Source organism: Kitasatospora sp. NPDC004669, assembly GCF_040609455.1.
In the GTDB taxonomy this organism is placed as follows: Bacteria; Actinomycetota; Actinomycetes; order Streptomycetales; family Streptomycetaceae; genus Kitasatospora.
Window position 1 is genome coordinate 1 of sequence record NZ_JBEXKB010000081.1, and the last position, 17,435, is coordinate 17,435.

Here is a 17,435-nt window from a genome sequence, read left to right on the forward strand (position 1 = left end):
CGCCAACCTCCCCTCACCTCCGGCGAGTCGCCGCCCCGGGCGGCCCCGGGTCCGCGATCGCGGACCCGGGGCCTCCCCGCGTGCCGGGCGGTCATGCCGACGCGTGCGTACCCGTCGAACGCACCCGGCGGGAACACCGCTGCGGAACGCCGCGGAGCCCACGTCCTCCGGTGAGGAACGTGGGCTCCGGGATGTCCGGCCGACCGGGTTCAGCCGACGTCGGCCGCCGGTGCGGCGGGGGTGCCGGCCGCACCCGGGCGCTGGCCGCGCTTGTGCAGGGAGGCCAGGTAGGCGTTGTAGGCCTCCAGCTCGGCGTCGCCGCTGCGCTCCTCGGCGCGGTCGCGGCGACGGGCCTGGCGCTGCTCCGAGCCCATCCACTGGTAGACCAGGGCGATCAACACGATCGCGGTCGGGATCTCGCCGAACGCCCAGGTGATGCCACCGGCCAGCTTCTGGTCCTCCAACAGGTCCGTCCCGGGCGGCGCGCCCTGGACGGTGAAGGTGGAGACCAGCGGGTGGCCGGCCATCATCACCGCCACGCCGAAGAAGGCGTGGAACGGCATCCCCATGAACAGCTCGATGATCCGCATCACGTGGCCGGGGCGGTGCGGGCCCGGGTCCACACCCATGATCGGCCAGAAGAAGGTCAGACCGGTGAGCAGGAAGTGGACCATCATGAAGATGTGCCCGAGGCGGTACTGCATCAGGAAGTCGAACAGCGGGGTGAAGTAGACCCCGTACAGGCTCGCGATGAACATCGGGATGGTGAACGCCGGGTGCGAGATCACCCGGACGTACCGGCTGTGCAGCAGCGCCACCAGCAGCTCGCGCGGCCCGCGCGGACGGCCCTTGCCCGCCGGGCGCAGGGCGCGCAGCGCGAGGGTGATCGGGGCGCCGAGCAGCAGCAGGATCGGCGTCAGCATGGACAGCACCATGTGCTGGATCATGTGCGCGCTGAACAGGACCATGCCGTAGTCGTTCAGCCCGGAGCAGGTGACCAGCAGCAGGCTGGCGATGCCGGCCACCCAGCCGACCACCCGGCCGATCGGCCAGCGGTCGCCGCGCCTGTACAGCCGGACCACACCGAACAGGTACAGCCCGAGTGCGACCAGGCCGCCGAGCAGGAACACCCGGTCCGGGGACCAGGTCCACACATTGGAGAGGCTGAACGGGCCTAGTCGGGTCATCCCGCCGTGGTGGTGCATTCCTGACATTCCGTCGCCCATCGGCGGGTCCTGCTTTCCGTCCTCGTGGTCCCTGGTGCGGGTCCGGTTCGCCCGTTTTGCTTGGCATACAGCCTAGGTGGGCCTTACTCCGGCCATGCCGCCGCCCCCTCCGTACGGGTGGATCCCCACCGGGCGGGGCGCCGGGGTGGCGACGTCCGGCGCCTCGCCGCCTGCCCGCCCGGCCCGGGCCCGCCGGCCCGCCTCGCCCTAGACCTGTAGCCGTCGGGCCCGGGCGGTGAGGAACCGCTGCTCGGCGAGGCTCGCCGTGGCCCGCGCCGCCCGGCGGTAGTGCTCGTACGCCCCGGCCTGGTCCCCAGCGCGCTCCAGCAGGTGCGCCCGGACGGACAGCAGCCGGTGGTGCCCGGCCAGCCGCTGGTCCCCGTCCAGGGTGGCCAGCAGGGCGAGGCCGGCCTGCGGGCCGTTCAGCTCGGTGAGGGCGACGGCGCGGTTGAGGGTGACCATCGGATTGGGCGCGATCCGCTCCAGGATCAGGTAGAGGGCGTGCACCTGCGCCCAGTCGGTCTCCTCGGCGGTGGCCGCGTCGGCGTGGGTGGCGGCGATGGCGGCCTGCAACTGGTACGGGCCCAGCTCGGGGCCGGCCAGCGCGGCCCCGGCGAGCGCCGTGCCCTCGTCCAGCAGCTCGCGGTCCCAGGTCGTCCGGTCCTGCTCGGCCAGCGGCACCAGGTCGCCCGCCGCGGTGGTCCGGGCCGTCCGGCGGGCGTGGGTGAGCAGCATCAGCGCCAGCAGCCCGGTCACCCCGCCGTCCTCGGGGAGCTGGGCGTGCACCGTCCGGGCCAGCCGGATCGCCTCCCGGGCGAGGTCGGCGCGCTCCAGCTCGCTGCCCGAGGAGGCGGTGTAGCCCTCGTTGAAGATCAGGTAGAGCACGTGCAGGACGACCCGCAGCCGCTCCTCGCGCTCGGCGCCCTCGGGGAGGGCGAAGGAGCTGCCGGCCGCCCTGATCCGCTGCTTGGCCCGGCTGATCCGGGCCGCCATGGTGGCCTCCGGCACCAGGAAGGCGCGGGCGATCTCGGCGGTGGTCAGGCCGCCGACCGCCCGCAGGGTGAGCGCGGTCTGTGAGGCGGGGGTCAGTGCCGGGTGGCAGCACAGGAACAGCAGCAGCAGGGTGTCGTCGGTGTCCGGCACGTCCTCGGGCACCACCTCGGCGGCCGCGTTCGCGCTCTCGCGTTCGCGACGGGCGTGGTCGCTGCGGATCCGGTCCACCAGCCGCCGGGAGGCGACGGTCACCAGCCAGCCGCGTGGGTTCTCCGGCACCCCCTCGTCGGGCCACTGCACGGTCGCGGCGAGGACGGCCTCCTGCACGGCGTCCTCGCAGCCCTCGAACCGGCCGTACCGGCGGACCAGCGTGCCGAGGACCTGCGGCGTGAGCTCACGCAGCAGGCCCTCGAAGTTCGGTGCTGTCATGCCTCCAAGTGTCCGTCGGAGAACATCACCTGCCGCACCTCGACGCCCAGCCCCTCGATCGCGGCGTCCGGGATCTGCGCCGCGAGTTCGATCGCCCGCTCCTTGTCCTCGCAGTCGACCAGGTAGAAGCCGCCCAGGAACTCCTTCGCCTCCAGGAACGGGCCGTCGGTCACCGCGGGCTGGCCGCCCCGCACGGTGACCACGGCGGCCTGGGACGGGTCGACCAGCGCCTGGGTGACGATCAGCTCGCCGGAGGACTTCAGCGCCTCGATGAACCTGCCGTGCCCGGCGCCGATCGCCGCCTTCTCCTCGTCGGTCAGCGCGTCCAGCACGGCCGGGTTGATGTGCAGGCTGATCAGGAACTTCATCGCGTCACTCCTCGTCGTGGCCGGGCCCCGGCTGGGCCCTTCGACCGCCGGTCGGAGCCGCCGCCGCCTTCTTGACATCATCCGCCGAGAAATCTCCCACGAGTTCTCCGCCGTCGCAGCGCCCACCGATGTCAAGAAGCGCCGACCTGCTCCGACCGCCCGGCGAAATGTTTCCTAGGAGAGGAGTCACCGGGATGGAAGCCACCCGGGCACGACTGGGACTGGCCGTCCTGATGCTGCCGACCCTGCTGGTCGCGATGGACGTGACGGCGCTGCTGCTCGCCCTGCCGAGGCTCAGCGCGGACCTGGGCGCCAGTGGTGTCCAGCAGCTGTGGATCAGCGACAGTTACGGGCTGATGGTGGCCGGCCTGGTCATCACCATGGGCACGCTCGGCGACCGGATCGGCCGCCGACGCCTGCTGCTCACCGGGGCGGCGGCCTTCGCGGTGCTGTCGGTGGTGGCAGCCTTCGCCGTCGACCCGCTGGTGCTGATCGTCGCGCGGGCCCTGCTCGGCGTCGCCGGCGCGACCCTGGCGCCGTCCACGCTGGCGCTGATCACCGACATGTTCCGGGACGGGCGCCGGCGCGGGCAGGCCATCGCCGTCTGGGCGACCTGCCAGTTCGCGGGCGGTGCGCTCGGGCCGGTGCTGGCCGGCTTCCTGTTGCAGCACTTCTGGTGGGGGTCGGTGTTCCTGGCCGCCGTACCGGCGATGGCGGTGCTGCTGATCGCCGGGCCGTTCCTGCTGCCGGAGTTCCGCAGCGAGGCGGCCGGGCGGCCGGACCCGGCCGGGGTCGGGCTGTCGCTGGTGGCGGTGCTGCTGATGCTGTACGGCGTCAAGCAACTGCCGGTCGAGGACGCGCCGTTGGTCCCGCTTCTGGCCCTGCTGGTGGGTACGGGTGTCGGGTACCTGTTCGTACGGCGGCAGCTGCGGTCGGACCGGCCGCTGCTGGACCTGCGCCTGCTGCGCAGCCGCCCGTTCACGGCCGTCCTGGTCTCGCTGGTGCTCGCCGGGGTGGCGATGGCCGGCACCGGCCTGCTGGTGACCCAGTACCTGCAGAGCGTGCTGGGCCACTCGCCGTTCGCCTCCGCCGTGCTGTTCGCCCCGATGGGCCTGGGCGTGGCGGTCGGCACCACGGTCGCGCCCAGGCTGGCCCGCCGGGTGCGGCGGACCACTGCGATCGCGGGCGGGCTGGCGTGCTCGGCGCTGGGCGGTCTGCTGCTGGTCGCCGCCGATGACGGCGCGGGCTCGTTGCCGCTGGTGATGACCGGCATCACGGTGCTCGCCCTGGGCACCGGACCGCTGTTCGCCCTGGGCACCGGGCTGGTGCTCGGCGCGGTGCCGCCCGAGCGGGCGGGCTCGGCGGCCTCGATGTCGGAGACCGGCAACTACTTCGGCGGCTCGCTCGGCTTCGCGCTGCTTGGCACCGTGGCGGCGGCGGTCTACCGCGGCCGGGCGGGCGGCGGCTCCGACTCACTGGCGGGTGCGGTCGAGGCCGCCCGGCACCTGCCCGCCGGGCAGGGCGCCGAACTGCTGCGCGGCGCGCGGGCGGCCTTCACCGCCGGGCTGCACGTCAACGGGCTGATCGCGGCCGCGCTGTTCGCCGGGCTGACCGTGCTGACCCTCGCAATGGACCCGGCGAAGCGGGACGCGCCGGCGGATCCGCTGCCCGACTGCGAACCGGCCCGCCCGTGATCCGCTCGGTGTTCCTGGCCGCCCAGGCCGCCGCCCGGCACATGGGTGAGGGCGGGCGGATCATCAGCATCGGCTCCTGCTTCAACGGGCGCGTCCCCGGCGCGAACTTCGTCCTCCAGGCGACCGCCAAGACCGCGTTGACCGGGCTCACCAAGGGCCTGGCCCGGGAGCTCGGTCCGCGCGGGATCACCGCCACCATCGTCGACCCGGGCCCGATCGACACCGACATGAACCCGGCCGACGGCGACTCCGGCGACTTCCAGCGCGGGCTCACCGCCCTGGAGCGCTACGGAGAGGCCGAGGACATCGCCGCCGCGGTGGCCTTCCTGGCGGGCCCGGGCGGGCGCTACATCACCGGCGCCGCCCTCGCGGTGGACGGCGGCTGCACCGCCTGAGCGCCCGGCCGGGTGCGGGGCGGCGGTCGGGCCCGCCGTCCCGTCAGCTCCGGTCGTGGTCTCCGGTCGCGCCGTCGGTCAGCTCGCGCAGGATGTCCATGTGCCCGGCGTGCCGGGCGGTCTCGGTGGTCATGTGGATCAGCACCCAGCGCAGCGAGACGGTCCGGCCGGACCAGGAGGTGCCGAGGGAGTCCAGCTCCAGCCGGTCGATCGCCTCGTCGGCGGCGGCCCGGGCGCGGGCGTAGAAGGCCAGCACGTCCGCCGTCGACTCGTGCGGCTCGATCCGCAGGTCGGAGGTCTCGTCGGCGTCGATGTCGAACGGCAGCGGGCCGGTCTCCAGCCCGAAGGTCTCGCGGAACCAACCGAGTTCGGCGCCGCCGAGATGCTTGACCAGCCCCAGCAGGTTCGTCCCGGAGGGCGTCAGCGGCCGGCGCAGCTGCTCGTCGTCCAGGCCTTCGACCTTCCACAGCACCGCGTCGCGGTGCCGGTCGAGGGCCGCGTGCAGGCTTTCCTTCTCACCGCCGGTGAACGGCACGATCTTGATCACGGGCGGCACGGTAGCAGACCCCCGCACGGCGCATCGGTCCCTCGGTGTCAGGGCGTTCCGGCTGCACCGCCCGTCCGGCGTCGGTGGCACACGACCGGTGCCGCCACCGACGCCGGACGGGCGGCGTGGTCACAACCGGCCGTGCTCCTTGAGCACCCTCCGGGCCTGGGCGAACAGCATGCCCACGTTGGCCGTCTTGCGGCAGACGACCACGGCGACGACCTCGTCGGTGCTGTCGATCCGCAGGAAGAGGTGCGCCAGGTTGTCGCTGTTGACGAGGATCTCCTGGAAGTAGTGCCGGTCGCTGACGACCCCACGCCGTTCCTTGAAGATGCCCTCGATCATCACCACGTTGCGGCCCTGGAACAGGTCGAGGGTGGCCGCCGCCAGCATGTCGAGGACCTCCGGCGGATGCGATTCCACGGTCTCCACCGACAGCAGCATGCCGGTGGACATGTCGATGACCCCTGCGGCCACGCAGTCCGGAACCTCGGCACGCAGGGTCTTCACCAGGGTCGCGACCCTTTCGGCCATGCTCCGGGACCCTCTTGCTTCCGACCCGCTCAATTGCGCTCCTTCTTCGTGGGTTGTCCTGGAAAGTGCACCGGTGCCGACGCTGTGGTCGACAGCCCGGCTACCGGTGAAGGTGGTTGGCCTCGTCCTTGCCGCCCGTCGCGGTCAGCAGCACGCTGATGCGTTCTGCGGACTCCCGGGCCTCGACCTGCAGTCGCTGCACGTCCATGCCGGCGTCGCCGAGCACCCCGATCAGCGCCATGTCGCCGATGGCCCGGGCGACCAGGTAGCCGTCGGTGAACTGCGACACGGTGTGGTGCAGCCGACCCTTGCTGCTCATGCTGCCGGCGCGGCGGGCGATGCTGAAGGAGGCCGCGGTGAGGGCGGCCAGGCCCTCGGCCCCCGCGGTCTCGTCGGTCTCGTCCGTCTCGGATGTGATCAGCAGCCCGTCGACGGAGGCCACCACGACGTCGGTGACTCCGACGACGCGGTCCCGAAGCACCCGCACCTCTGCGGCCAGCTGGTCATGTCTGTCTGTCACGGTTCTCCAGTTGATTGGTTGCCGGGTGCCGACGAGCCGTCATCGCCCCGGTCCGTTCGTCCACCCGGTGCGCGCCGGGTGCGTCCGCGGTGACTGCTACTGCGCGCTGCCGAACCGCCGGTCCTCCGCGGCGAGTGCCGTTGAGGGCCGCCAGGGGCCGGACACGGGGCGCAGTGGAAGGACGTCGGTGATCCCGCTGGCCCCGGGCCGACGACGCGGCAGTCGGGCCGGGTTCCCCGAGCGGCCCGACTGTCCGGCGGGCTCCGGGTTCCGGTCGCCCTCCGGGGCGGGGAAGGATCCTTCGGCCTCCTCCAGGGCCGAGGGCGCGAGGCCGACCAATCCTTCGTGCAGCAGTCGTGAGGTCTCGACCGTCACGGCGTAGAGGCCCCGCCCGAGCAGGAAGGCGATGTCCCGGCAACTGCGCCTGCCATTGGCCGTTCGCAGGATGTCCCGCCGTTCACCGGCGATTCCGTCGTCCAGGAGCCGGGTTCCGGCGTCGGTTCGTGACAACCGGTCGCGGAACGGTGTAACCGGCTGTCCGCCCAGGGCCCTTATTCGCCGCTCGGTTTCGTGGCTCAGCCATTCCGGTTCGATTCCCTCCGGCGCGGCGAAAAAGGAGGACGGCGGTTCGGGATCGAGGGTGACCCGGTCGATCCGGCCCATTCCCATCGCCAGTGCGCCGTCCAGTGCCGCCATCACGCAGATCAGCTGCAGCTCCGCCGAGCCGACCAGTTCCCGGGCGACCAGTTCGGCGCCGACGCGCCTCCCCGCGGCCCCGGACCGGACCGCGGATGCCCAGTCGGTCTCGGTGACACGGCCGGAGCGCAGGAGGAGGGTCTCGACCCCCGGCGAACCGGGTGAGGTGACCTCGAGGATGACACCGTCCTCAAGGTGGAAGCGGCCGCCCGGATCGCCCGTCACGAGGAGTGTCCCGGAGAGGCGGCCGTGCGGGACCTCCATCAGCACCCGGGGGAAGTCCAGCCCCGAACCGCCCGACCGCAAGGCCGCGGGCAGCGGAAGTACCCTCACGGAGCCGGCCTCCCCCGCGCGGGGACCTGGATTCCAGTGCGTCGGTATACCGATTTCTGACATGTCTCCGCTATCGGCCGTGTTCTCATGGACACCTGCCGCCGACGCCCCCGGAAGTCGGCTCAGGGAATCGCACTGTAGTAGCAGGGACAGGGTTTTCGGCCGGGCGGGCGCATATTGAACGTTTGTCCGTGCGGGGTGACTCCTTTTGCATCACTGATGAAATACCGCAATTCAAGCCTGTCTGATTTTGTCCACGGGTCGGATACCGGACGGCCTGCTCCTCGTGGGCCGGTCCCTCGGCACGGGGTGTTCTCGTTGCGCCGCCCGCCATGGCGACCGTTCTGCGGCCGCTGTGCCGCTGTGCCGCGGCGCGACGGCGTGATCGGGTCCTGCCCGCGGACCGGGGCCCGGCGTCGGGTGGTGGGGCCCGGCCCGGCCCGGCGACCGAGCTGCGGTCCCGCGACGGCATCCGCTCCTCGGTATGTGCGGTACTGCGGTCCGGGCCGCACCGTTCCGTGTCAAAGTGGGGGTAAGGTGCGACGGCGCAGGTGGGAGCGGGAGAAGGTTTCCTGTCATGCCGGTACAGCCTGATCGCCCCAGGCCGACCACGGCACAAGCCGTGATCGTTCGACTGCGGAGCGAGGAGTACACGGACCTGTTCGGGCAGGCTCCGGTGCTCTTCGCTGCGCTGAGCGGTCCGAGACACGTGCTGGAGACGGCGAATCCGGCTTTCTTCGACGCTCTCACGGGTGGCCGGGCGATCACCGGTGTGCCCGTCGGGGAGCTGTTCCCGGAACTGGCCCGGCAGGGCGTGCTCGATCGGCTCGATGAGGTGTATCGCACCGGGGCCGCGTACCGGAACCGACGTGGCCGGCTCGTCCTCGGCGGCCCGGCGGCGCAGCGGGAGGCGTTCTTCGACGTGACCTACGAGCCCCGCCGGGATGCGGTCGGCCGGGTCGACGGCGTGGCGGTGATCGCGGTGGAGACCACCGCGTACCACCACGCGCAGCTGCTGGCGGCCGAGCAGCGCGTCCTACTGGAACAGATCGCCCGCGACGCCCCGCTGAACGAGATCCTCGACGGCATGGCGAAGGCGATCGAGGAGCTGTCCCCGGACATGATCGTCTCGGTGCTGCTCGTCGATCCGGACGGCCTCCACCTGCGCAACGGTGCTGCCCCGCGCCTGCCCGACTTCTACAACGAAGCGATCGACGGGATCGCCATCGGCGACGGCGTCGGCTCGTGCGGCACCGCCGCCTACCGGCAGGAAGCGGTGGTCGTCAGCGACATCGCCACGGATCCCCTGTGGGAGGGGTACCGGGAGATCGCGGAGCGGGCGGATGTCGCGGCGTGCTGGTCGACGCCGATCCACGGCCTGGACGGCCGCCTGTTGGGCACCTTCGCGATCTACCACCGCACCCCCAAGGCACCCGAGGGCAAGGACGTGGCGCTCAGCGCGGCCTTCGCGCGCATCGCCGCCCTGGCGATCGAGCGCCATCACGCGGTGGAGGCACGCCGCACCGCTCAGGAGCGGGAGAAGGCCGCCCGTGAGGACCTGGCGTTCGTCCTGGACGCCAGTACCGCCATCGCGCACGAGCCGTACTACTTCGACTGCCTTGAGTGCATGGCCCGGCTGTCCGTGCCGGCCCTGGCGCCGCTGTGCGCCGTTCACGTGCTCGAGAACGGCCAGGTCCAGCGGATCGCCGTCGCCGCCGCCACCCGAGCCGAGGAGGACCTGCTCGCCTCCCCGGAACTGCGCCCCGAGGTCGACAACGCGGTTGCCCGTGTGCTGGCCTCCGGTACTACCGAGAGCGGCCAGGTCGGCTCTCGCCCGGACGGCTCGTCCGCGCGGCTCGGCATCACCGGCTATGTGTGCGTGCCGCTGGCCGCCCGCGGCCGCACCTTCGGTGTGCTGACCCTCCTGGCCACCGACCGGCCGTTGGACGGCCACGCCGTCGCGCTGGCCGAGGAGCTCGCCCGCCGGGCCGCCTCCACTGCGGACAACGCCCGCCAGTTCAGCGACCGGGTCAGACTCGCCCACGACCTGCAGGCCGGCCTGCTGCCTCCCGAGTTGCCCGAGATCCCCGGCGCGGATCTGGCGGCCTCCTACCGCCCCGCCGGCGAAGGCCTCGATGTCGGGGGCGATTTCTTCGACGTCTTCCCGCTTCCCGACGACCGCTGGGCACTCATGATCGGCGACGTGTGCGGGCGCGGAGCCCGGGCCGCCACCACGACCGGCATGGTCCGCCACAGCGCACGCGCCGCCGCCCATCTCGGGCACGACCCGGCGGCGGTGGTCACCGCCATCAACGACGCTCTGGTGGACACGGCCGACGAGGACTCCTTCGTCTCACTCGTCTACGGCGAACTGCAGCACACCGCAACCCACCTGGCGCTCAACCTGATCCGCGCAGGCCACGTACCCCCGCTCGTCCGACGAGCCGACGGCACGATCGAGGAACTCACCCACCCGGGCCTGCTGCTGGGTATCGGGCCCGACCCCGCCCCGTCTCCCTGCAGCATCGACCTGTACCCGGGCGACAGTCTGCTGCTGGTCACCGACGGCATCACCGAGGCCCGCTCCGCGAGCGGCGAGCTCTTCGGGGAGGAGCGCTTGGCCGACGCCTTCGGCACGTTCCGGACCTCGCCCCCGACCGCCGGGGCGCTCCTCGAATCGGTCTCCGCCGTGGTCGCCGCCTTCGAGGCTGACGCCACGCACGACGACCAGGCCATGCTGGTCCTCACCGCGACCTGAGGTCGTCTTCTGAGGCCTACTCTCGACTCCGACCCGAGTGCCGCCCCCCGGCTACACGGCTTCGCCGCCGGCGCCGTAGCCCCGCCCGGCTCTCCCGATGCGCGCGGGGAACAGCGGAGGAGGTCAGCTCACGGACGCTCCGCCGTCGACGGTGAGCAGGGCGCCGTTGACGTAGGAGGCCGCGTCGGACACGAGGTAGGCCACGGCCTCGGCGACCTCGCCGGGCAGGCCGACCCGTCCGGCGGGGATCATGGCGAGGAAATCGCTGCGGTCCTCGCCGAGAGCGGCCCGCACGCCTTCGGTCTCGGTCACGCCCGGGAGGACGGCGTTGACCCGCACGCCGGCCGGGCCGTACTCGGCCGCCCAGATCCGGGTGAGCTGGTTGACGGCGGACTTGCTCGAACCGTAGGCGGTGGCCCCGGGTATGGCCTTGTCGGCCGCGAGGGAGCTCACGTTGACGATCGAGCCGCCGCCCTTGTCGACCATGCCGGGGACCAACTCGGCGGTCAGGAAGAAGGGCGCCTTGACGTTGACGTCGAAGACCTGGTCGAAGACCTCCTCGGTGGTGTCGGTGGTGCCGACGAACGGATAGACGCCCGCGTTGTTGACCAGGATGTCGATCCCCCCGGTCAACTGCCTCGCCTCGCGGGCCAATCGGCGGGCGGCGGCCACACTGCCCAGGTCGGCCTGAACGAAGTCGGCCTTCCCCCCTGCCGCACGGATCTCCCGCACGGTCTGCTCCCCACGGGCGGCATCGCGGCCGGAGACGACCACATGCGCGCCCCGTTCGGCCAGAACCTGCGCGATCGCCCGGCCGATGCCGCTGGTCGCGCCGGTGACCAGGGCGGTCGAGCCATTCAGCGACGGAGTCATGAGAACTCCTCGCAATCCAGTTGGAAACACCTTTGCAGACCTACAACCACAGGCTTGGAAAGCCCATTCCGACCCGAGTGGCTGACGCGATGGTCTACGGTCCTCCTCCTGAGCGGGTCCTCCTCCTGAGCGCTGAGGCGTGGCGCGCTTGGCCGCGGCGTCAGCCGACGTCCTGCAGCAGCAGGTGTTTCGCGGTGAGGGCACCGTCGAGAACGGCACCGCGAGGAACAGGAGCTCCGCTCCCTCGCCGGCATGGTCGCCGTCCGGCGTGTCGCGCCTCGCCGACCGGCCGTATCGCGCGGGATCCCGCTCACTCCGAGGTGCGGGCACGTGACCGATGGCGTCTGCGTCAGCCGGCACGCAGGCTGGGGGCAGGGACAGCCGGCGCCGGCTGCTGGGGGAGGCTGCGGACCGGGGTGCTTTGCTGTTCCCCGCGCATTTCCCCGGGCCGGGCGCCGCCGAAGTGCGGCGCGTCGGCGACCGGTCCGCGGTGCGGGAGTGGGCGGCGTGGCGGTGAGGGCGTTTCGCGGCATCCGATCCGCGCTCTAGGCGCGTGTGGCGGCTGGGACGAGGGTGTTCTCGTTGGTGTGTCCGGCGGCGAAGTCGTCGATGTTGCGGGCGGTGGCGTCGATGATCTGGCCGACGGCGGTGCGGGTGAAGTAGGCCTGGTGGCTGGTGACCAGGACCTGGGGGAAGGTGACGAGGCGGGCGAGGACGTCGTCGGTGATGCCCTGGATGGAGCGGTCGGTGAAGAAGACGCCGGTCTCCTCCTCGTAGACGTCCAGGCCGACGCCGGACAGCCGGCCGGCGCGCAGGGTCTCGACCAGGGCGGCGCTGTCGATGAGGCCGCCGCGGCTGGAGTTGATGAGGATGGCGTCGTTCTTCATCCGGGCCAGCGCGGCCGCGTCGATCAGGTGGTGGGTGGCCGGGACGAGGGGGACGTGCAGGCTCACCAGGTCGGCGTGGGAGAGGAGTTCGGGCAGTTCGGTGTAGCTCATGCCGAGTTCGGTGCAGGCCGGGTTCTCGGCGATGTCCCAGCCGAGCAGTTCGGTGCCGAAGCCGGCCGCGATCCGGGCGAAGCACTCGCCGATCTTGCCGGTGCCGATGACGCCGACGGTCATCCCGTGGACGTCCCGTCCGAGCAGCCCGTCGAGGCGGAAGTCGAACTCGCGGGAGCGGTTGGCGGCGCGGGTGAGGCGGCGGTTGACGGCGAGGGCGAGGGCCCAAGCGTGTTCGGCGACCGCGTGCGGGCTGTAGTAGGAGACCCGGGCGACGGTGAGACCGAGCTCGGCGGCGGCGTCGAGGTCGATGTTGTTGAAACCGGTGGAGCGCTGGGCGATCAGTTCGGTGCCGCCGGCGGCGAGGACGGCGAGCGTCTCGGCGTCGAGGACGGCGTTGACGCTGCTGCTGACGGCCGGGTAGCCGGCGGCCAGCGGGGCGGTGTCGCGGTTGAGGAACACGTCCAGGCAGCGCAGCCCGTGCCGGCCCGCGAAGGCCCGTTCCAGCAGCGGCCGTTCATCGGCCTGCACTCCGTACGCCAGGATCTCCATGCGCGGTCCTTCCGGTGGGCTCCTGCGGCCCACGCTAACGGGACGGCGGCGGGAACGCCCGTCCGCTGCACGGGGATGCGCGAGGGCCCCCGGACCGACGGGAGCGGTCCGGGGGCCGGTTGCCCGGAGGCGGCCGGTCAGATGACCGTCTCGGCCTCCAGGTAACGGTCCTGGGGGACGGTCTTCAGCTCGGCGACCGCCTCGGCCAGCGGCACCAGGTTGATGTTGGTGCCCTGCAGCGCGGTGATGTGCCCGAAGGCGCCCTTGTGGACGGCCTCGACGGCGTGCCAGCCGAAGCGGGTGGCGAGCACCCGGTCGTAGGCGGTCGGGGTGCCGCCGCGCTGGGTGTGGCCGAGGATCACCGGGCGGGCCTCCTTGCCGAGGCGGTGCTCCAGTTCGCGGGAGAGCTGGGTGGCGATGCCGGTGAAGCGCTCGTGGCCGTAGATGTCCTTGCTGCCCTCCTCCCAGTGCATGGTGCCGGGCTCGGGCTTGGCGCCCTCGGCGCAGACCACGATGGCGAACTTCTTCTGGCGGTCGAAGCGCTCGCGGACGACGGCGGTGAGCTTCTCGATGTGGAACGGACGCTCCGGGACGACGATGGCGTGCGCGCCGGCGGCCATGCCCGCGTTCAGCGCGATCCAGCCGGTGTGTCGGCCCATGACCTCGACGACCATGACCCGCTGGTGGGACTCGGCGGTGGTCTTCAGCCGGTCCAGGGCCTCGGTGGCGACCGAGACGGCGGTGTCGAAGCCGAAGGTCACGTCGGTGGCGGCGATGTCGTTGTCGATGGTCTTCGGCACACCGACGATCGGCAGGCCCGCGTCGCTCATCAGCTTGGCGGCCTTCAGGGTGCCCTCGCCGCCGATCGGGATCACCGCGTCCAGACCGAGGTCGGAGCAGTACTTCTTGGCGCGCTCCACGCCGTCCCGCAGGTGGCTCGGCTGCACCCGGGAGGAACCGAGGATGGTGCCGCCCTGGGCCAGGATGCCGCTCACCGAGTCCAGGGTCAGGGGGCGGTGGTGCCCTTCCAGGAAACCGCGCCAACCGTCCTCGAACCCGATGATCTCGTCGCCGTGGTCGACCACCCCACGGTGCACCACGGAACGGATCACCGCGTTCAGGCCGGGGCAGTCACCGCCGCTGGTCAGCACTCCGATACGCATTAGCTTTGCAACTCCCGAGCAGAACCGAGGAACGGCCGGACTACAGGCTGGGACGACGAGCCGACACCCGTGACGAGGCGCTTCCACGCCGGGACGGCGGGGAGGTGGCCGCGGGGTGAAGGACCGGCCGATCCGGACAGAACGTCCGAAAACGGCCGTGAAGTCGAGCATACGGCCCCTGGTCCGGCCGGGCAGGAGCCGACGCGGGAGCGGCGCCGTCGGCGTTCCCGCGCGGAATTGCAGCCTGCTGCCGAGGAGGGTGTGCAGCCGGCAGCCCCATTGTCGTACGTCCGGGGCCGCCCGTGGGCCGGGTGACCGCGATGCGGTCACCCGGGCGGGGCGTTCGGAGGTACTAGGAGGGGCGCGTCGTGGCGGCGATGCGCTCGGCGCGCAGCGCGTCGTACCAGGTGGTGTCGGCCGGCGGCAGGGCGTTGACGTCCAGCGCCAGCTTGATCAGCATGTCGGCCACGGCGGGGTTGCGGGCCAGCACCGGGCCGTGCAGGTAGGTGCCGAAGACGGTGTCCCGCCAGGCACCCTCGGTGCCGTCACCGGTGCCGTTGCCCCGGCCGACGGTGACGGTGGCGAACGGCTGCACGCCCTGGCCGAGGTGGGTGACGCCTTGGTGGTTCTCGAAGCCGGTCAGCTGTGGCAGACCGAGCCGCGGGTCCACGTCGGCCAGCACGTCGCCGACGCAGCGGGCGCCCTCGCCGCGCGTGGTCCAGACGTCGAGCAGGCCGAGGCCCGGCTCGCGCTCGCCGAGGTCGTTGATGAACTCGCGGCCCATGATCTGGAAGCCCGCGCAGACGCCGAAGATGATCGCGCCGTTCTCGGCGGCCCGCACCAGGCCGCTGTCGGCCCGAAGCCGCTCGGCGGCGAGCCGCTGCGGCCGGTCCTCGCCGCCGCCGATCAGGTAGATGTCCCCGCTGGTGGGGATCGCCTGGTCGGAGCGCACGTCGATCCGGGTCACGTTGAGATGGCGCTGGCGGGCCCGGCGCTCCACGACCAGGGCGTTGCCCCGGTCGCCGTAGGTGCTGAGCAGGTCCGGGTAGACCCAGACCACGCGCAGGCTGCTCTCACTCATCCTCGAAGGCCTTCCGTCACGAAAAGACTGGTGTGCGGGCGCGGCATCAGCCGGCCACGACCTTCCGCAGCTGCTGGAAGGCGGTGTAGTTGGCGATGGCCTCGATCCGGCCGGGCGGGGCCATCCGGACGGCCTGCTCCAGCGTGTCCACCACGTGGAACTGCAGCCCGGCGACCTCCAGGCGGACGGCCAGGTCCAGCTTGCGCTGGCCCATCACGAAGATCGGGTGGCCGGCCAGACGCTCGTAGTCGACGTCCCACAGCCAGGAGGTGTCGGTGCCGTCGGCGTCGAGGGCGTTGACGGAGAGGAGCACCGGGGCCGGCGGGCCGTCGATCAGCGAGAAGGTCTCCAGCCAGCCGGCCGGGTTCTTGGCCAGCAGCAGCCTTATGTCCCGGCCCTGGTACTGGACCACGTCGTAGCGGCCGGCGACGGCGGTCACCGAGCGCATCCGCTCCAGCGCGACCTGCGGGGAGACGCCGAACACGGCGGCGACGGCGGCCGAGCTGGTGGCGTTGGCCAGGTTGGCCCGGCCGGGCAGCTGCAGCTGGATGGGCCAGGCGCCGCGCTGCGGGTCGATCACGTGGGTGCCCTGGAGCGCCCAGTGCGGGTTGGGGCGCCGGAAGCCGCAGTCCTGGCAGAACCAGTCGTCGCCGGGGCGCTGCATCACACCGCCGCAGGCGGGGCAGGACCAGGCGTCCTCCTTCCAGGCCTGTCCGGCGGCCACCCAGACCACCTTCTTGCAGGAGGAGGCGGCCCAGGTCACCAGCGGGTCGTCGGCGTTGGCGATGACCACGGCCTCGGTGTCCTGCAGGCCCTCGCGCCACTTCTCCGCCATCATGCGGGTCTCGGCGGCGCGGTCGAGCTGGTCGCGGGAGAGGTTGAGCAGGGCGATCGCCTTGGGGCGGGTGTCGCGGGCAACCGTCGCCAGGTACTTCTCGTCGACCTCGATGACGCCGAAGCGGGCGTCGGTGCCGCCGGCCAGGGCGGAGGTGATGCCGGCCGGCATGTTGGCGCCCAGGGCGTTGGAGACCACCGGGCCGGCGGCGCGCAGCGCCTCGGCGATCAGGCGGGTGGTGGTGGTCTTGCCGTTGGTCGCGCTGACCAGGACGACGTCGAGGTGGTCGGCGAGGGTGGCGAGCAGATCGGGGTCGAGCCTGAGGGCGACCTTGCCGCCGATCACCGAGCCGCTTCCGCGTCCGGCCTTGCGCGACACGGCGGCGGCGACCTTGCCGGCCGTGACCGCGATCTTGGCGCGGGCCGGCAGCGAGGCGTCGCGTGCGCCTGTGGGCTCCGATTCGGTGCCTGCCATGCTCAGTGGTTCCTCCTTGCTGCGGCACCGCCCGGGGCCGGAAACGGGCCGTCGGGCGGCGGGGACGGGGTCAGCCTACCGACTCCGTAGCCCGGCCGGACGAACCGGACCCCGCGCCGTCTGCTGTGACGCGGCCGCGAGGGGCGCTGACGGTCCGTCAAGGAGGGCGGTGTACGGAGGGACCCTTCGTCCCTTCACGACGCTCCGCCGCCGTCGCCGGGTTCCCGGGACGGCCGGTAAGGATGTGGTGAAGAAATGATCAGCGGCCCGGAGCGGGGGTGGGAGCGGGGGCGGTTCCGGCGGCCAGCGTGGCGGTGATCACCAGGGTGCCGTCCTCGGTGCGGAAGTCCAGCGGGGCGGTCAGTCGGCGCATCGCGGCGATCAGCGCGGTGTTGGCGATGTGGGTCACCGCGTACACCGTCCCGATCCCGGCGGCCCGGGCCGCCGCGGTCAGCCGCCGCAGCAGGGCCAGACCCAGTCCGTGCCGCTGCCAGGCGTCCTCGACCAGCACGGCGAGCTCCGCCTCGTCGTCGTCCCACATCAGGTGCCCGAGGGCGAGCAACCGCCCGTCGGGGGCGGTCACCGCGAGGCTGCGGCCGCGCCGGGCGTCCAACAGGTGGTCCAGGTAGCGGTCGGCGTCGCGGACCGGCCCGTGGTAGCGCTGCCGCAGCGCGGCGGGGGAGCAGCGGCCGTGCATCGCGAGGGCCGCCGCCTTGTCGGCCGGGCCGACGGGGCGCAGCAGGAGTTCCGTCCCGTCCGGCAGCGGCAGCCGGGACACCGCTTCGTCGGCCCGGGCGCCCGGGTGGGCCACGGAGTCCGGGCGGGCCGGCAGCGGGCGCGGGCGGGCCTGCCGGTACGGGCCGCCGGTGAGCGCGGGCAGCCGGGTGGCCTGGCCGTCGGGCGCCGCGCACCTGCGGTCGGACCTGCTGTCGGACCTGCGGAAAGGCCGGTGCCAGAGCCGTTCGG

At 72.5% G+C, this 17,435-nt stretch carries 14 protein-coding genes and 2 pseudogenes; 3 read left to right on the forward strand and 13 right to left on the reverse strand.

Going from position 1 to position 17,435, the window contains the following annotated elements; genetic code table 11:
- Positions 1–209: 209 nt before the first annotated feature.
- The 3 genes from ABZW30_RS39765 to ABZW30_RS39775 all read right to left on the reverse strand — a co-directional run bounded on the left by ABZW30_RS39765 (position 210) and on the right by ABZW30_RS39775 (position 3,016).
- Positions 210–1,205, reverse strand: a complete 996-nt coding sequence (locus ABZW30_RS39765) for a cytochrome c oxidase assembly protein (protein ID WP_355676205.1) — start codon at positions 1,203–1,205, stop codon at positions 210–212.
- A 228-nt stretch (positions 1,206–1,433) separates the two neighbouring features.
- On the reverse strand, positions 1,434–2,648 hold the full coding sequence (locus ABZW30_RS39770; RefSeq protein ID WP_355676178.1) for a DUF6596 domain-containing protein: 1,215 nt from the start codon (positions 2,646–2,648) through the stop codon (positions 1,434–1,436).
- Entirely contained in the window at positions 2,645–3,016 is a 372-nt protein-coding gene (locus ABZW30_RS39775; RefSeq protein ID WP_355676179.1) for a YciI family protein, read from the reverse strand. Before ABZW30_RS39775 ends, ABZW30_RS39770 begins: the two co-directional genes overlap by 4 nt.
- 194 nt (positions 3,017–3,210) lie before the next feature.
- Here ABZW30_RS39775 and ABZW30_RS39780 point away from each other — a divergent pair, with 194 nt between their 5' ends.
- Entirely contained in the window at positions 3,211–4,710 is a 1,500-nt protein-coding gene (locus tag ABZW30_RS39780) for an MFS transporter (protein ID WP_355676180.1), read from the forward strand.
- Positions 4,710–5,105: pseudogene (locus tag ABZW30_RS39785) on the forward strand (SDR family oxidoreductase); the annotation flags it as partial. The gene ABZW30_RS39780 and the pseudogene ABZW30_RS39785, both read left to right, overlap by 1 nt.
- Before the next feature lie 43 nt (positions 5,106–5,148).
- On the opposite strand, the gene ABZW30_RS39790 reads toward ABZW30_RS39785, so the two are convergent.
- From ABZW30_RS39790 to ABZW30_RS39805, 4 genes are all read right to left on the reverse strand, one after another.
- The gene (locus ABZW30_RS39790) at positions 5,149–5,652 is read right to left on the reverse strand and encodes a DinB family protein (protein ID WP_355676181.1); all 504 of its coding nucleotides are present in this window, start codon (positions 5,650–5,652) and stop codon (positions 5,149–5,151) included.
- A gap of 129 nt (positions 5,653–5,781) precedes the next feature.
- On the reverse strand, positions 5,782–6,186 hold the full coding sequence (locus tag ABZW30_RS39795) for a hypothetical protein (RefSeq protein WP_355676182.1): 405 nt from the start codon (positions 6,184–6,186) through the stop codon (positions 5,782–5,784).
- Positions 6,187–6,286: 100 nt separating this feature from the next.
- The gene (locus ABZW30_RS39800) at positions 6,287–6,706 is read right to left on the reverse strand and encodes a roadblock/LC7 domain-containing protein (protein WP_355676183.1); all 420 of its coding nucleotides are present in this window, start codon (positions 6,704–6,706) and stop codon (positions 6,287–6,289) included.
- A 96-nt stretch (positions 6,707–6,802) separates the two neighbouring features.
- Positions 6,803–7,735, reverse strand: a complete 933-nt coding sequence (locus ABZW30_RS39805; protein ID WP_355676184.1) for a MarR family transcriptional regulator — start codon at positions 7,733–7,735, stop codon at positions 6,803–6,805.
- Between the two features lie 622 nt (positions 7,736–8,357).
- Here ABZW30_RS39805 and ABZW30_RS39810 point away from each other — a divergent pair.
- Complete coding sequence (locus ABZW30_RS39810; protein ID WP_355676185.1) at positions 8,358–10,493, forward strand: SpoIIE family protein phosphatase; 2,136 nt, start codon at positions 8,358–8,360, stop codon at positions 10,491–10,493.
- A gap of 123 nt (positions 10,494–10,616) precedes the next feature.
- Here ABZW30_RS39810 and ABZW30_RS39815 read toward each other — a convergent pair whose 3' ends face one another.
- The 6 genes and pseudogenes from ABZW30_RS39815 to ABZW30_RS39840 form a co-directional block, all read right to left on the reverse strand.
- Positions 10,617–11,366 carry an SDR family oxidoreductase gene (locus ABZW30_RS39815; protein ID WP_355676186.1) on the reverse strand — a complete coding sequence of 250 codons (750 nt, stop codon included), beginning with the start codon at positions 11,364–11,366 and terminating at the stop codon, positions 10,617–10,619.
- Between the two features lie 545 nt (positions 11,367–11,911).
- Positions 11,912–12,916: a 2-hydroxyacid dehydrogenase gene (locus ABZW30_RS39820; protein ID WP_355676187.1), complete on the reverse strand. Its 1,005-nt coding sequence runs from the start codon at positions 12,914–12,916 to the stop codon at positions 11,912–11,914.
- Between the two features lie 137 nt (positions 12,917–13,053).
- Positions 13,054–14,079, reverse strand: a complete 1,026-nt coding sequence (locus ABZW30_RS39825; RefSeq protein WP_355676188.1) for a 6-phosphofructokinase — start codon at positions 14,077–14,079, stop codon at positions 13,054–13,056.
- A 352-nt stretch (positions 14,080–14,431) separates the two neighbouring features.
- Positions 14,432–15,160, reverse strand: coding sequence for a glutamine amidotransferase (locus tag ABZW30_RS39830; RefSeq protein ID WP_355676189.1), 729 nt, complete (start codon positions 15,158–15,160; stop codon positions 14,432–14,434).
- 46 nt (positions 15,161–15,206) lie between these two features.
- Entirely contained in the window at positions 15,207–16,469 is a 1,263-nt protein-coding gene (locus ABZW30_RS39835) for a MurT ligase domain-containing protein (RefSeq protein ID WP_355676190.1), read from the reverse strand.
- Between the two features lie 259 nt (positions 16,470–16,728).
- Positions 16,729–17,187, reverse strand: a pseudogene (locus ABZW30_RS39840) (GNAT family N-acetyltransferase); the annotation flags it as partial.
- Positions 17,188–17,435: the final 248 nt, after the last annotated feature.

Coding starts and splice junctions, on each gene's coding strand:
- ABZW30_RS39815 (WP_355676186.1), bottom strand. CDS start 11,366: ATGACTCCGTCGCTGAATGGCTCGACCGCCCTGGTCACCGGCGCGACC.
- ABZW30_RS39775 (WP_355676179.1), bottom strand. CDS start 3,016: ATGAAGTTCCTGATCAGCCTGCACATCAACCCGGCCGTGCTGGACGCG.
- ABZW30_RS39835 (WP_355676190.1), bottom strand. CDS start 16,469: ATGGCAGGCACCGAATCGGAGCCCACAGGCGCACGCGACGCCTCGCTG.
- ABZW30_RS39830 (WP_355676189.1), bottom strand. CDS start 15,160: ATGAGTGAGAGCAGCCTGCGCGTGGTCTGGGTCTACCCGGACCTGCTC.
- ABZW30_RS39825 (WP_355676188.1), bottom strand. CDS start 14,079: ATGCGTATCGGAGTGCTGACCAGCGGCGGTGACTGCCCCGGCCTGAAC.
- ABZW30_RS39770 (WP_355676178.1), bottom strand. CDS start 2,648: ATGACAGCACCGAACTTCGAGGGCCTGCTGCGTGAGCTCACGCCGCAG.
- ABZW30_RS39765 (WP_355676205.1), bottom strand. CDS start 1,205: ATGCACCACCACGGCGGGATGACCCGACTAGGCCCGTTCAGCCTCTCC.
- ABZW30_RS39780 (WP_355676180.1), top strand. CDS start 3,211: ATGGAAGCCACCCGGGCACGACTGGGACTGGCCGTCCTGATGCTGCCG.
- ABZW30_RS39795 (WP_355676182.1), bottom strand. CDS start 6,186: ATGGCCGAAAGGGTCGCGACCCTGGTGAAGACCCTGCGTGCCGAGGTT.
- ABZW30_RS39820 (WP_355676187.1), bottom strand. CDS start 12,916: ATGGAGATCCTGGCGTACGGAGTGCAGGCCGATGAACGGCCGCTGCTG.